Raw genomic sequence first — 15,850 nt, 5'->3', positions numbered from 1 at the left:
ATGAGGTTAATATTTCTCTTTTTAATATTGTTTTCTTTTACAGGATTTATTTCTTGTAAAAGCAATAAATCCCTTGTGGAAAAAAACAGTGAGGAGAAGCCCCCAAAAAATAATTTAAAGAAGGGGGAATTAACAGAAAGAGACAATCTTAAATATCAATACAGCTTTCATACTGCCAATAAAGAGAAAATTCTTGGAAACTATGACCTTGCTGCAAACTTGTATGCACAGTGCATTAAGATTGATAATACCAAGGCTACACCTTTTTATGAATTAGCAGGCATTTATACCCTTATGGGCAAAAATGAGTTTGCATTGGAATTTGCAAAGCAAGCTGCAGAAATAGATCCTTCCATTCAGTGGTTCAGTCTTCAATACGCAAATTTGTTGCAAAAGAACGGACAACATAATAAAGCCGTGAGTATTTATGAAAAAATGGTGAAAATGTGGCCAGGAAATATCGATTATAATTTAGAATTGGCAAATGCTTTTTTGCTTTCAGGCAAAACATCAGAGGCAATGAAAGTTTATGATCGTGTGGAAGCATTAACAGGAATAAGTGAGGAGATTTCCATTCAAAAACAAAGAATCTATATTTCCAAAGGGAATCATGAGAAAGCCGTGGAGGAAACAAAAAAATTAATTGTTGCTTTTCCTAATGAACCAAGGTATTATGGCATGCTTGCAGATCTTTATCAATCAAAGGGAATGGATGAAAAGGCATTGGAAACATTTAATCTGATCCTTGAGTTTGATCCTAACAACCCTTATGTGCACCTTTCCCTGGCAGATTTCTACAATAGAAAAGATGAAAATGAAAAAGCCTTTGTACATCTTGAGAAAGCCTTTTTAAATGTTGAGTTAGATATTGATACAAAAGTTAAGATATTGTTGTCATACTATGTAATAACAGAAAGTAAAAATGATTTAAAAGATGAAGCATTTGAACTTGCAATAAATTTAATTAAAACTCACCCCAAAGAAGCTAAATCCTTTGCCATTTATGGTGATTTTTTACTTAGGGAAAAAAAGTATGTTGAGGCAAGAGAGCAATTCAGAAAAGCAATTTTGTATGATAAGGATAAGTTTGTAATTTGGAACCAGCTTCTTCTTTTAGATTCGGAGTTGAATGATTTTGAAGCAATGGAAAAAGAAAGTGAACAGGCAATTGAATTGTTTCCAACACAGCCCTCACTTTACCTTTTTAATGGAATTGCAAACATTCAATTAAAAAACTATACAAAAGCCGTAGAAATGCTTGAAACCGGAGTGATTTTGGTGATAGATAATAAACCACTTAAAGCTCAATTGTATTCTAGTTTAGGGGATGTTTACAATATGCAAAAAAAGCATCCTGAATCAGATGGGTCCTATGAATTAGCCCTGGCAATAGAGCCGAATAATTATTATGTTTTGAATAATTACAGCTATTATTTATCATTAAGGGAAGAAAAACTGGACAGGGCAGCAGAAATGTCAAAAAGGTCAAATGAATTAAAGCCTAATAATGCCTCTTTTCTGGATACTTATGGGTGGATACTGTATGTTCAGGGAAATTATCCTGAGGCTAAAATATGGTTGGAAAAGGCTTTGGAAAATGGAGGCGCTCAAAGTAGTGTGATTCTTGAGCATTATGGTGATACACTATTTAAATTAAATGAAAAGCAAGAAGCTGTTCAGTTCTGGGAAAAAGCAAAAAAAGCAGGTGGTAATTCTGAACAACTTGATAAAAAAATAAAAGAGAAAAGAATAGTTGAAAAACTCAAATAAAAACCGATTCTCAAGTCTGTTAATTCTAGTATTAATTTTACTTGCGACATTTAATTCGTGCAAAACAAAGGAAAAAACTCACCGTGGGCCTTTGTTTGACAGAAGTACCGATTTTCTTTTTGAAAAAATGAGAAGCAACGAATTCAGCTACAATTGGATTACCTCCAAATTTTCTGTAGTAATAGAGGAAGGAGGGAAAAAGACATCTTTTAATGCCCATTACAGAGCCAAAAACGACAGTGTTATGTGGGTTTCCATTTCTCCGGCTCTTGGTATTGAAGTGGCAAGAGTAAAAATCACCAAAGACTCAGTTAAATTTATGAACAGGATTAATTCCACTTATTTTGAGGGGGATTTCAATTATATTAGCAATACTTTTGGTGTTGATGTTGATTTTGACATGTTACAATCAATTTTAACCGGAAATGCATTTTCTTCCTATAAAGAAGAGGAGTTCAAATCTTTTATTGATAAGGATCATTATCTTTTAAGCACCATGCGAAAAAGAAAGCTTAGAAAGAGTCTTCAGAAGAATGATTCATTGGATTTAATGGTTCAAAGTATCTGGTTAGAACCACGCTCATTTAAAATTTCAAAATTTGGTATATATGATTTTAAGACAAATAATAATCTTGAGGTTTTTTATAGTAACTTTACACCCGTTGAATCGCAGCTATTTCCATTTAATATATTCTTTCAATTAACAGGTGAAAAACCCGCAAAAATCAGCATTCAGTATTCCAAAGTGGCAAACGACATTCCACAAAGCCTGCCCTTTACAATACCTGAGAAGTATGAGCTCATGCATTAAGCCTGTTTTATTTGTCCTTTTTTTGTTGTTTTTCGATGCCGAATTTTCTTTTGGCCAGAAAAAAAACGATCTTGAAAACAAGAAAAAATCCTTACAAAAAGAGATTCAAGTTACCGAGGGGCTTTTAAATGAAACAAAACAAAATAAAAAAATATCCCTTAACCAACTTGTTACCCTGAACAAAAAAATCAGTATTCGGGAAGAACTTATTCAAACCATTAATGCTGAAATGCGTTTGTTGCAGAAACAAATTAATGAAAATAAAGGGATAATTGAAGCATTAGAATCTGATATTAAAGCACTCAAACAAGAGTATGCTAACATGATTTACTATGCCAACAAAAATAAAAACTCCTACGATAGGTTAATGTTTATTTTTTCTTCCAAGGATTTTAATCAAGCCTATAAAAGACTCAAATACCTGCAACAATATTCTGAATACAGGAAAAAACAGGCCGAAATGATTGTTAAAACCCAAACGCTTTTGGATAAGAAGATTGCAGACCTTGAAGCCATAAAAAATTCAAAGCAGCAATTGTTAGGATCGGAGGAACAAGAAAAAAGAATGCTTGCTGATGAAAAAAAGGAGCAGGAAGGCACGCTTTCTAAACTTCAGGAGAAAGAAAAGGAATTATTACAGGCTTTAAAGGAAAAGGAAAAGGAACAAAATCAGCTTCAATTGGCAATTCAACGTATTATTGAAGAAGAAATTCGCAAGGCTAAAGAAACAGCTGCAAAAGCTGGTAAAGTAACGCCCAAGGGTTTGGTTTTAACCCCCGAAGCTTTGGAACTATCTGCTACTTTTGCCAATAATAAAGCAAAATTACCATGGCCAGTTATTGAGGGAATTATAACAAGTAAATTCGGAGAACATGCTCACCCTGTTTTAAAAGGAATTATGATCCGAAATAACGGAGTGGATATAACAACTGCTACAGGATCGTCCGTAAGGGCGGTGTTTGATGGAGAGGTTACCGGTATAGCAACCTTACCTACCGGAACAAAGTTTGTAATTGTAAGACATGGAGAATATTTGAGCGTATATTCAAACCTTAAAGAAGTATTCGTGAACAAAGGAGATAAGATTATTACCAAACAAAACATTGGTAAGGTTTTTACCGATGATTCTAATTCAAAATCAGAGGTGCATCTTGAAATTTATAAAGGTTCAATTGCGCTTAATCCTGAGCTTTGGCTATTTAAAAACAATTAATTTATTGTAACTTTACAAAAATTATATATATGATTTCCAATATTCTTTTATTTGCTCTTGGCGGCCCAGAACTAATTGTTATTCTGGTTGTAGTTGTTTTACTTTTTGGTGGAAAAAAAATCCCTGAATTAATGCGTGGTATGGGGAAAGGACTAAGAGAATTTAAAGAGGGTCAAAAAGGTGATGATGACAAAAAACCTGAAGAAAAAGACAAGTAATTTTTAAAAAGTTAAAGTTCTGGAAACTTATCACTCGCTCTCCCAAATACAGCAGGAAATAAAGCAGGGAAAAACCACCTGTGTAAATATTACTAAAGGTTATTTGAATCGTATTCAAAATAACACCCATCTAAATGCTTTTCTTGAAGTTTTTCAGGAAAGCGCGCTGGCTCAAGCAACTCTAGTTGATGAAAAAATAGCACTGGGTAAAGCAGGAAAGCTTGCCGGTATGGTTTTGGGTATAAAAGACAATATTTGTTATAAGGGACATAAAGTGTCAGCAGGTTCAAAGATTTTAGAAGGATTTGAATCACTTTATAATGCAACTGTTATAGAACGGCTTTTAAAGGAAGATGTGATAATTATCGGAAGGCTGAATTGCGATGAATTTGCAATGGGTAGTTCAAACGAAAATTCTGCATTCGGCCCGGTTAAAAATCCCTTGAACATTAATACAGTGCCCGGCGGTTCATCAGGTGGTTCAGCGGCAGCCGTAGCAGCTGATTTGTGTCTTGTAGCCCTTGGCTCAGATACTGGAGGTTCTATCAGGCAACCAGCTTCTTTTTGTGGTGTGGTAGGACTTAAACCAACTTATGGGCGGGTATCGAGATATGGTTTAATTGCATATGCTTCATCATTTGATCAGATAGGCCCACTTACAAAAAATGTTGACGATGCAGCTTTGATTTTGAAAATAATTGCAGGTCAGGATGAATATGATTCAACCCTTTCAAGCCATCCCGTTCCTGATTTTTGCGGAATAACCCCTGCCGGAGAAAAGTTTAAAATAGCCTATTTAGCTGAATGTATTGAAAGTTCAGGCCTTGATCCAGAAATCAAGGACAGGATGATTCATTTGATTGAACAATTAAAGGCACAAGGACATCAAGTTGAAGCAGTAAATTTTCCCTATCTGGATTATCTTGTTCCTGTTTATTATATACTTACTACTGCCGAAGCATCATCCAATTTGTCTCGATTTGACGGAGTTCACTATGGGTATCGTAGTCCCAATGCAACTGATTTAGAATCAAACTATAAAAAAACCAGATCAGAAGGTTTTGGAAAAGAGGTTAAAAGAAGGATCATGCTTGGTACTTTTGTATTAAGTGCAGGATATTATGATGCATATTATTCAAAAGCCCAGAAAGCAAGAATGATTATAAAGAACAAAACAAAGGAAATTTTAGCACAATATGATTTTATTTTAATGCCTTCCACGCCTGGAACCGCCTTTGAATTTGGTAAAAAATCAAAAGATCCAATAACCATGTACCTAGAGGATGTTTTTACAGTTCAGGCGAATTTGGCGGGACTTCCTGCAATTTCATTGCCTCTTGGCCAACATACATCTGGTTTGCCTTTTGGAATCCAACTTATGGGAGATAGTTTTCAAGAGGAAAAATTACTTTCCTTTTCAAAAAACCTCATGCAAAATTTCTTGGAAAAGTAACCTTTTTCAAAAAAAAGAAAACCAAATAATAAAAAATCCGTATATTGTAAGTGCTCTTGTAAGTATTGCTGTTGTTGATTTTTCAATAAGAGTATTCTGAAAATAGGAAAGAAACAAAACCCGAAATATGAAAAATTTACTAAGCTGCCTCTCTGTTTTTTTAATGCTGTTTTTGGTCTCTGTTTTATCCAATGCGCAGGTGCAATCACTCCCGAGTGATTCGGCATACAAACTTGCACCCGATGACCCTTTCGCAGCCAGGCTGGATAGCTTGGATCACTTAAGGATATTTAATTATGTTCAAAAAGAAAATAAAAAGAAAGCTGTAAATAAATTCAATTTTTCAGAAGATTCTGTTCCTTTTTACTCAGCAGAAATTTATGCAGCACGCATTGCGAAATTAAATTCCATATCCCCTTTTCAGCTTGATTACAATGATGCTGTTAAGGCCTATATTGATCTTTACAGCAAAAGGAAAAGACAACAAGTAGCAAAGATGCTTACTTTAACCGAACTTTATTTTCCAATGTTTGAAGAAAAGTTGAATAAGTATAATCTTCCACTAGAATTAAAGTATGTTGCAGTTATTGAATCAGCACTTAATGCCAATGCAAAATCAAGAGCAGGAGCAATGGGTTTATGGCAATTTATGTACGGGACCGGAAAAATGTTCAATCTTCAAGTTAATTCTTATGTTGATGAAAGAAGTGATCCATTAAAAGCAACTGAAGCAGCATGCCAATATTTTGCTTATCTGTATAAAATGTATGGTGATTGGCAATTGGTTTTGGCTGCATACAATTCAGGCCCTGGGACAGTGAATAAAGCAATAAGACGCTCAGGGGGCAAAAAAAATTATTGGGATTTAAGGCCTTTTCTCCCACTTGAAACAAGAAGTTATGTTCCTGCATTTATTGCTGTTAATTATGTTATGCATTATACCCAGGAACATAACCTTTATCCCTCAGGTTCAGTTATCCATCACCAGCAAGTGGATACAGTAAAAATAAAAAGACCTTTAAGCTTTGAACAAATTTCAAGGTTGCTTGATATTCCAGTGGAAGAAATTCAATTTCTTAATCCCACCTATAAAAAGAATATCATTCCATGTATTGAAGGGGAATTTAGTACACTTTGCCTTTCAAAACCAATGATTTCCTCCTTTATTATGAATGAAGATGCATTATATATTCCTCTAATTGAAAACCAGGATATAATGCCCGATCTTATTATTCCTCAGGAAACAAGGAAAACGCATACTGTAAGAAGTGGTGAGAATTTATCAACAATTGCAAATAAATACAAATGCAATGTTGCAAATATCAGGGACTGGAATAATTTAAAAAGCAATTCATTAAGAGCCGGGCAAAAACTCATTATTTATGGAGCGAAACCTACACCCGCGGCAACTACAAGCAAAACCCCAGTTAAATCACCTGTTAAAACAAGTGAGAAAGCGGATTCGGGAACTGGTTCCATAAAATATATTTATTATGTTGTTCAACCTGGAGATACTTTATGGGAGATAGCAAGCAAATACAATGGAGTTTCTGTTGAAGATATTCTTAGAATAAACAATATCTCCAATGCTAAAAACATTAAAGCAGGGGATAAGATAAAGGTTGCAATAGAAGGTTAAAATACCGCGAAAAAAACAAGTATAAAAAATTCCTTTATGAATATGGGATTTTTTATACTTGTTTTTTTTTATCTTTCTTAATTTTCGTTGTCAAAAGAATGAATTAGGCAAAACATGGAATTAGTGAAAAAGGAGAAGCCGTTTTCACTATAAATTCTTTTTTCAATCTAATTTTAAAACAGCCATAAATGCAGATTGGGGAATTTCAACACTTCCCACTAGTCTCATACGCTTTTTACCTGCTTTTTGCTTTTCAAGAAGTTTTCTTTTCCTGGAAATATCACCACCGTAACATTTAGCAGTAACATCCTTACGCATGGCTTTTACAGTTTCTCTGGCAATTATTTTTGCCCCAATCCCGGCTTGAATAATTATTTCAAACTGTTGACGGGGTATAAGTTCTTTTAATTTTTCACAGATTTTTTTTCCAAAATCAAAAGCTTTACTCTTGTGAATAAGTGCAGAAAGGGCATCCACTTGTTCCCCATTAAGTAAAATGTCAAGTTTTACAAGACTCGACTGCCTGTATTCCAAAGGAGAATAATCAAAAGAGGCATAACCTCTGGAGATACTTTTTAGACGATCATAAAAATCAAAAACAATTTCAGCAAGAGGCATATCAAAGGTAAGTTCTACCCTATCAGTGGTTAAATAAACCTGATTTTTTACAATGCCTCTTTTATCAATACACAAGGACATAATAGGCCCAACATAATCAGATTTTGTAATAATGCTTGCATGGATATAGGGTTCTTTTACATAATCTAATTTCCCCGGATCGGGTAAATCAGAAGGATTGTTAACTATTAGTTCTTCTCCCTTTGTTGTATAAGCTATATAAGATACGTTAGGAACAGTAGTTATAACGGTCATGTTAAATTCCCGCTCAAGTCTTTCCTGGATTATTTCCATATGAAGCATTCCAAGAAAGCCACAACGAAAACCAAAACCAAGCGCAGCAGAGGATTCAGGTTCATAAGTAAGTGAGGCATCATTCAACCTTAACTTATCCATTGAGTATCTAAGTTCTTCATAATCATCAGTGTCTACAGGATATATACCTGCAAAAACCATTGGTTTAACATCTTCAAAACCATTGATTGCTTCCTTACAAGGTCTGTCAATGGAAGTTATGGTATCTCCAACTTTTACATCGCCCGCCTCCTTAATACCCGAAATTATATAACCAACATCACCGGTTCTAACTTCTTGTCTGGATTCAGGCTTTAATTTTAAAACACCTACTTCCTCTGCAAAATACACTTGTCCGGTATTTACAAATTTAACTTTTTCACCTTTTTTTATTACACCATTTTTTACTTTATAATAGGCAATTATTCCGCGAAAGGAATTAAATACAGAGTCAAAAATAAGTGCTTGTAAAGGAGCTTCAGGATCACCTACTGGGCAAGGAACTCTTTCAATAATAGCAGCAATGATATCCATTACTCCTTCTCCGGTTTTACCACTGGCGGAAAGAATAGAATCTCGACTGCAACCTATAAGATCAATGATTTGGTCCTTTACTTCCTCGGGATTAGCACTGGGAAGATCAATTTTATTAAGTACAGGGATTATTTCAAGATCGTTTTCTAAAGCAAGATAAAGATTTGAAATTGTTTGGGCTTGAATACCCTGAGCGGCATCTACAATTAGCAATGCTCCTTCGCAAGCCGCAATAGAACGAGAAACCTCATAGGAAAAATCAACGTGGCCGGGAGTATCAATAAGATTCAAAATGTACTTTTCACCCTTGTGAACATATTCCATTTGAATTGCATGACTCTTAATTGTAATTCCTCTCTCCTTTTCAAGATCCATATCATCAAGCACCTGCGCCTGCATATCCCTTGATGAAATAGTTTTGGTGTATTCTAATAGGCGGTCAGCTAGCGTGCTTTTCCCGTGGTCAATATGAGCGATAATACAGAAATTCCTGATATTCTTCATGAAACAAATAAAAATGGAACGCGAAATTACACAAAATAATATAGTTTACGGCATTAGAATAGCATTCCAAAAATTTAAAGTTTGCTTTTGTGTTACTTTTGCTTTAGAATTTCAGACATGCAAATGAATTTTTATTTTCAGGTATAAGTTGTGTTATATCTTGCGATGGGAAAGAATCGTAAGTATACATGAAATAATCGTATTAAAAAGCATGGAACAATTTCCATGCTTTTTAATTTTATCCATTTTTTGATAATAATTAAAGATTGTTTTTTGAATCAAATAATTATAATTACAGTATGATTATGAAATATGGTTTATCCATTGGTAAGGAGAATTAAAACAGGGAGAAAGGATATTGAAAAGAAAAAAATCAGTTAATATACAGGAAGAAAATACAAATATTAATGAATAAATTTATTCTTTTGCTCCAATGAATCAAATTCACGTTTTTTATCTTAAAAAACAATTAAGAAACAGGTAACCTGATGAGACTAATAAAACCAAAGGAGTTTTTATATCTTCTACAAAAGAATTCATGATTAAAAATGTGTAAACTTGCAAGCATTTTTAAGAATAAACGCATTTTAATATAAAGAAAAAATTTACGATTAAAAAGGTAAAAAGTAATGAATCTATCCCATATAAATAAACTGTGAAAAAACTATTTTCCCTTTTATTATTATTAACTGCTTTGTTTGCTAACAATCAGTTTTGTCAGGCTTCTGGTTTAGATTCTTTAAAAGTTGCCTATAAAATTTCCAGTGAAGATTCTGTAAGAGTAATTATATTAAATAAACTTACAGATGAAATGTGGAGAATGGGCAGTTATTCTAAAGCTGAAAAATGTGCACAGTATGCTCAAAAAATAGCTCGTGCTTCTAATTTTAAATCAGGAATTGCTGGTGCATTAAACAATCTGGGAATTATAAACATGATTCAGGGTAAATATCCTGAAGCTCTGGAATTTTTTTTTCATTCATTAAAAATCAGTGAAGAATTAAATAATCAGCATATAATTGCCAAAACCTTAAGTAATATTGGATCTGTTTACTGGAATAAAAAAGACATGAAAACAGCCTTGGAATATTATTATAAATCGTTAAAAATATATGAGGATGTAAAGGATAAAGTAGGGGTTTCTAATTCTTACAATAACATAGGTGTTGTTTTTGCTGAAAACGATGAGGAGCCCAAAGCTCTTGAATATTATAATATGGCATTAGCAATTCAGGAAAAATTGGGATCTAAAAAAGAAGCAGCAAATACGTTAAATAATATTGGGAATATTTATTGGAATATGGATAGTTTGGAAACAGCATTGAGATACCAGTTTCAAGCGCTTGAAATGAGAGAATTAAATGATGACAAGCAAGGTGTTGCAATGTCTTTGGTAAATATTGGAGGAGTTTATCTTGATTTGAAAAAATACAATGAAGCCCTTCTTTACTTTAATAAAAGTAAGCAATTTGCCCTTGAAATGGGTATTCCTTTAATTGCCAAGGAAAGTGAAATGCTAATAAGTAACTCGTATGATTTAATGGGAGATGTAGCAAAGGCTTTTGACCATTATAAGCGATACATATCGTATCGTGACAGTATATTTAATGAAGAAAACACAAAAAGTATTGTGCGATCAGAAATGAAATACGAATACTCCAAACGAGAGCAGGAAGCCAAACTCAAACAGGAGAAAAAAGAGGCCTTGCATCAACTCGAGTTTCAAAAACAAACCCTTCAAAGAAATGCATTAATTGCAGGTTTTGGACTTATGTTTGCCCTTGCAGGAGTGAGTTTTAGAAGTTACCGCAACAAAAGAAAAGCAAATAACCTTTTGGCTATTCAAAACAAGGAAATCATTACTCAAAAAGCCACAATTGAAGGCAAGAACAAAGATATTATGGACAGCATCAAATATGCTAAAAGAATCCAGGAAGCAATTCTTCCGCCATCTAATCTTTTAAAAAAAATACTGCCCGAACATTTTGTTTTATATAAACCAAAAGACATTGTTTCAGGTGATTTTTATTGGATTTCCCCATTGAATAACCACAAAGGGATTGGAATGGAATCCTTTCTTCTGGCAGCGGTGGATTGCACAGGGCATGGAGTACCTGGCGCCCTAATGAGCATTGTTGGGCATAATGGTTTGACTAGAGCGGTAAAAGAAAACCACTTCATAAAGCCTTCTGACATTCTTAACTATTTAAACCATTCAGTACATGAAACACTAAGGCAATCATATGAAGAAAGCAGTGTAAAAGATGGTATGGATATAGCCCTTGTAAATATAAATTGTAAGGAACATAAACTTGAGTTTGCTGGTGCTAATAATCCTTTATTAATTGTTAGAAATGGAAATATTATTGAAATAAAAGGCGATAAGCAACCTATAGGTTCATTTACTGGTGATAATTTAAGGCCATTTAAAAACAACGAAGTCCCAATTTTTAAAGGAGATTGTATTTATATTTTTACCGATGGGTATGTTGATCAATTTGGTGGACCGAAAGGAAAGAAATTTAAATACACGCAACTTAAAGAATTATTGCTTAAAATAAATAATGAATCAATGCCTTTACAATGCAATATATTGAATGAAAAAATAGAAAAATGGAAAGGAAACCTAGAGCAGGTAGATGATATTTGTATTATTGGAGTTAGAATATTATAAGTGTTTCATATGCCTCGTAAAAATTAAATATTCCTTGTCTCATTGCTCTCGCCAAAGGGAAAAATAAAATGGTTTTTTAAAAACCTTTGTTTAACCTGCATCTCCTCCTTAATAAAAAACCGAATTGAATTCAAGCATTTTTAATTGGAACAAATGGAATTAAATAATTTAATTGAGTTCGAATCCTCTCCTGAAATCAAGGAAAAACTTGCCGCCTATAGATTTTTAAGAATTCCTTTAAGTGTTTTTTTTAAAACAAACGTGGGAACACCGGCAAAATAATTTATATTCAAAACTAGAATCAAAAAGCTGTTTTACTTAGTAGTAGTGTAAATAATTGGATCAAATTGATTCGTTATTTTTATAAAAGACTATAAATAGCCATGCACTTACTATACAAAAAACAGAATGAATATACATGGTGTACTGATAAATCGGGACGACAGTTAAAAAACAAATATATACATATGAAAAAACTTAAGTTTTCAATTAATATTAAAGCTAGCAAAGAAAAAATTTGGAGTGTTTTGTGGGACGATAAATCATATAGAGTATGGACAAGTGTTTTTAGCCAGGGCTCATATGTCCAAACTGATTGGAAAGAAGGCAGTAAAGTTTTATTCCTTACCCCTAAAGGGGATGGAATGTATAGCGAAATAGTTACCAACAGGCCTAATGAATTTATGGCCTTCAAACACATAGGAGAAGTAAAAAACAGCAAAGAGCAGCCAATTGATGAAAAAACAAGTACATGGACAGGTTCATTGGAAAATTACTTGCTTCAAAATGAAGGAGAATTTACCAAGTTAATAGTTGAGTTAGATGCATTCGCAGATTTTCAAGATTATTTTAACGAAACTTTTCCAAAAGCTTTGGAAAAAGTGAAGGAATTGTCGGAAAAGCCATAAGTTATACAGGCACCTGGTTTGCTTCTTTTCCTGGTTCCTTGGTTGTTTAATTTATTCAAAAAAGCAATTATTTTTGAAGTCGAATAAACATACCATGCTGCCACTTTAAAAATTTCACCATCTTTGCCAAAAAAACAGCCATGGCAGAAAACATATCCATTCCTGGTAATTCAAATAAAAAAGAAAAGTATGAATTGTTGATTCCACAGCTTAAGTCATTAGTGGAAGGAGAAAATGACCTTATTGCTAATTTGGCTAACCTTGCAGCTGGGATTAAATATGGAATGAACTTTTTCTGGGTTGGATTTTATATTGTAAAAGCCCATGAATTGGTGCTTGGGCCTTTTCAGGGGCCTGTTGCTTGTACAAGAATTAAAAAGGGAAAGGGCGTATGTGGAAAGTCCTGGGAAGATGAGAAAACAATAATTGTAGAAGACGTAGATAAGTTTCCTGGTCATATAGCTTGTAATGCTGCTTCTAAATCTGAAATTGTTCTGCCATTATTTGATTCACAAGGCAAAGTGGTTATGGTAATGGATATTGATAGTGAATTTATTGCCACTTTTGACAAAACAGATGAAAGATATCTTTTAGAAATAGTGAAAATAATAGAGAAAAACATACAGCGAAAAGCAAACAACAACACTATGCTTTATACGTTTTAATGCGGAATGAATTTCAGGAAAAATATCAAGCCTGCTGCAGGTCAAAGTTTTATTGTATTTATTATGCTCCTGTTGATTGCCTGTGCACAAGTGGTATCGCCCACAGGAGGAGATAAAGATACAGCATCCCCTAAAATTAGTAAGAGCACGCCAGAGAATTTCTCCACCGGATTTAAAGGAAATTCCCTCACCCTCACCTTTGATGAATATGTGCAGCTTAAAGATTTAAATAGCCAATTAATAATTTCTCCCCCCCTTAGTAAAAAACCCAGTGTTAAACTCAAGGGGAAATCATTGATTTTACAGTTCAATGAAGATTTGCTTGATAGTACTACCTATTCTTTTAATTTCGGAAAATCCATTGTGGATTTGAATGAAGGAAATCCACTTGATTCAAATTTATTTGTATTCTCAACAGGATATTTTTTGGACTCACTTTCAGTTTCGGGAATTGTTAAAAACGCAAGCGATGCAAAACCTGAAAAAGATGTAGCAGTGATGTTATATGCTTATATTGAGGATTCAATTTATTATAAGGATACCACTGTTTATTACAGAGATTCGATCCCATATAAAGAACAACCCCTTTATATTAGCAGAACAAAAGAGGATGGCACATATGCCCTTAATAACATTAAAGCAGGGCGTTATGTGCAATTTGCATTAAAGGATTTAAACAACAATCTTTTATACGATCAACCCGGAGAGTTAATTTCTTTTTCTGACAGCCTTCTAATTTTAGACACTGCAAATAGAATAGTTAATATGAATTTATTCGAAGAAAAATCTAAAAAGCAATTTATTAAGAAAGCCTATGCCGAACAATATGGCAAGTTTACTTTTGAATTTAATTTGCCAGTAGATAGAGTCTCAATTACACCCCTAAACCATAGTTTCAAAAAAGCCTGGTTTTTGGAACAAACATCGCTAAACAGAGATACTATTTCATATTGGTTAACAGATATTGAAGGCATGGATTCGCTTGCGCTTATTGTAAATGATTATAAAACCATACAGGATACTTTTGAAATTGCAATTGGCAAAAAGGAAACGAATAGCAAAGGGATAAAAAAAGGCCGGGCTTCCCAATCAAAACCCTTATTGTTGGATGCAACATTTAATGCAGGAAGAGGTGTTCCCCTTGATTTAAATAATAACTTAACCATTAATTTTTCTCATCCTATCGCTAGTTATGATTTTTCAAAAGTAATATTGTCAAGAGGGGATGATACCCTAACATTTAAAACACGTGTTCTTGATACTATTTCAAGAGAATTCCAAATAATGCATTCCTGGCAGGAGGATTCCCTCTATAAACTGTTTATCCCTTCGGGGACTTTCATTGATATTTTCAATTTGAGTAATGATACCATTATCAATGAGTTTAAATTCAGTACGGCTGAATCATACGGAACAATTATGCTAACATTAACCGTTCCTAAAAAGCAACATCAATTTATTATTGAGTTAAGTAAAGATAAACAAAGTGCATTACGAACACAGGTTGTTAAACATAATGAAACAGTAGAATTCCTCTTCCTTAATCCTGGGGCCTATAACCTTAAGATAACCTATGATGAGAACAATAATGGGAAATGGGACACTGGAGATTATATGGATAAAAGGCAACCAGAAAAGGTTGTTTATTATACCTCCGCAATCACTGTAAGGCCAAACTGGGATATGGATCTGGAGTGGATAGTTGAAGGAGAGCTGGAAAGGGGGGTAAATCAAGGGCCTTCTGAAAAAGATTTGAAATAAAATAATTAAAGTTTTATTTCAAACTCATCTGCATCAAGGTGTGCAGGGAAATTTTGACGAAATACTTCTAATTCTTCAAATGACAATTCAATTGTTATAACTTCCGTCTTGTATGGAATGGAGGAGGCAATGTAATTACCAGTAAAATCCAAAATGGAAGAATCTCCTGAATACATCATTTCAGAATCATCAGCACCTACCCTGTTTACAGCTGCTACATAAGCAATGTTTTCAATGCCTCTTGCAATTAATAAATTTTTCCATGCATAACTTCGCTTTTCCGGCCAATTGGCAATGTAAATAAGCAGGTCGTAATCATTTTTATTACGGCTCCAAACAGGAAACCTAAGGTCATAACAGATTAAAGGACAAATTTTCCAACCCTTTAAATGAACTATAAGCCTTTCCCTTCCTGCTGTAAAATTATCGTTCTCTCCTGCCATTCTAAATAAATGCCTCTTATCATAGCTATGAAAATCCCCATTTGGCTGCATCCAAATAAGGCGATTGTAATAATTTTCATTTTCTTTTATGATTAAGCTCCCTGTAATAACACAATTTTTTTCATTGGCGGTATTTCTCATCCATTGCATAGTGTTTCCATTCATCTCCTCTGCAAATAAAGCTGATTTCATTGTAAAGCCAGTGTTAAACATTTCAGGTAAAACAATCAAGTCTACATTTGCTTTATCCATTGCTATTAATTCAGAAAGCATGAGCAGATTTTTTTCTGGATTTTCCCAATGTAAATCGGTTTGAACAAGCGATATTTTAAGTTCTTCTGGCAT

Annotated in this window: 12 protein-coding genes; 10 read left to right on the top strand and 2 right to left on the bottom strand. The window is 33.7% G+C overall.

Annotated elements, in window-relative coordinates; all coding sequences use genetic code 11:
- From H0V01_13860 to H0V01_13835, 6 genes are all read left to right on the top strand, one after another.
- Entirely contained in the window at positions 1-1,770 is a 1,770-nt protein-coding gene (locus H0V01_13860; protein ID MBA2584465.1) for a tetratricopeptide repeat protein, read from the top strand.
- A 127-nt stretch (positions 1,771-1,897) separates the two neighbouring features.
- A complete protein-coding gene (locus H0V01_13855; GenBank protein MBA2584464.1) occupies positions 1,898-2,581 on the top strand; it encodes a DUF4292 domain-containing protein in 684 nt (227 codons plus the stop codon).
- Positions 2,565-3,794: a peptidoglycan DD-metalloendopeptidase family protein gene (locus H0V01_13850; protein MBA2584463.1), complete on the top strand. Its 1,230-nt coding sequence runs from the start codon at positions 2,565-2,567 to the stop codon at positions 3,792-3,794. The genes H0V01_13855 and H0V01_13850 overlap by 17 nt, the downstream gene beginning before the upstream one ends.
- Positions 3,795-3,823: 29 nt before the next feature.
- Positions 3,824-4,012 carry a twin-arginine translocase TatA/TatE family subunit gene (gene tatA / locus H0V01_13845; protein MBA2584462.1) on the top strand — a complete coding sequence of 63 codons (189 nt, stop codon included), beginning with the start codon at positions 3,824-3,826 and terminating at the stop codon, positions 4,010-4,012.
- 19 nt (positions 4,013-4,031) lie between these two features.
- Complete coding sequence (gatA, locus tag H0V01_13840) at positions 4,032-5,465, top strand: Asp-tRNA(Asn)/Glu-tRNA(Gln) amidotransferase subunit GatA (protein MBA2584461.1); 1,434 nt, start codon at positions 4,032-4,034, stop codon at positions 5,463-5,465.
- Between the two features lie 127 nt (positions 5,466-5,592).
- Positions 5,593-7,104 (top strand): LysM peptidoglycan-binding domain-containing protein, encoded by a 1,512-nt coding sequence (locus H0V01_13835; GenBank protein ID MBA2584460.1) that lies wholly within the window; start codon positions 5,593-5,595, stop codon positions 7,102-7,104.
- A 162-nt stretch (positions 7,105-7,266) separates the two neighbouring features.
- Here the strand turns inward: H0V01_13835 and lepA are convergent, their stop codons facing one another.
- Entirely contained in the window at positions 7,267-9,054 is a 1,788-nt protein-coding gene (gene lepA, locus H0V01_13830; protein MBA2584459.1) for an elongation factor 4, read from the bottom strand.
- 655 nt (positions 9,055-9,709) lie between these two features.
- On the opposite strand from lepA, the gene H0V01_13825 reads away from it, so the two are divergent.
- From H0V01_13825 to H0V01_13810, 4 genes are all read left to right on the top strand, one after another.
- Positions 9,710-11,728 carry a tetratricopeptide repeat protein gene (locus H0V01_13825; protein MBA2584458.1) on the top strand — a complete coding sequence of 673 codons (2,019 nt, stop codon included), beginning with the start codon at positions 9,710-9,712 and terminating at the stop codon, positions 11,726-11,728.
- Positions 11,729-12,195: 467 nt separating this feature from the next.
- A complete protein-coding gene (locus tag H0V01_13820) occupies positions 12,196-12,636 on the top strand; it encodes an SRPBCC domain-containing protein (protein ID MBA2584457.1) in 441 nt (146 codons plus the stop codon).
- 140 nt (positions 12,637-12,776) lie between these two features.
- Positions 12,777-13,301, top strand: coding sequence for a GAF domain-containing protein (locus tag H0V01_13815; protein MBA2584456.1), 525 nt, complete (start codon positions 12,777-12,779; stop codon positions 13,299-13,301).
- A 6-nt stretch (positions 13,302-13,307) separates the two neighbouring features.
- Positions 13,308-15,062 carry an Ig-like domain-containing protein gene (locus tag H0V01_13810; GenBank protein MBA2584455.1) on the top strand — a complete coding sequence of 585 codons (1,755 nt, stop codon included), beginning with the start codon at positions 13,308-13,310 and terminating at the stop codon, positions 15,060-15,062.
- A 5-nt stretch (positions 15,063-15,067) separates the two neighbouring features.
- On the opposite strand, the gene H0V01_13805 is transcribed toward H0V01_13810, so the two are convergent.
- Positions 15,068-15,850: an amidohydrolase gene (locus H0V01_13805; GenBank protein ID MBA2584454.1), complete on the bottom strand. Its 783-nt coding sequence runs from the start codon at positions 15,848-15,850 to the stop codon at positions 15,068-15,070.

The sequence above is a fragment of the Bacteroidota bacterium genome (assembly GCA_013696965.1).
Taxonomy (GTDB): domain Bacteria; phylum Bacteroidota; class Bacteroidia; order JACCXN01; family JACCXN01; genus JACCXN01.
Note: the sequence above shows the minus strand (reverse complement) of the source record. Positions and strands in the feature narration are given on the sequence as shown.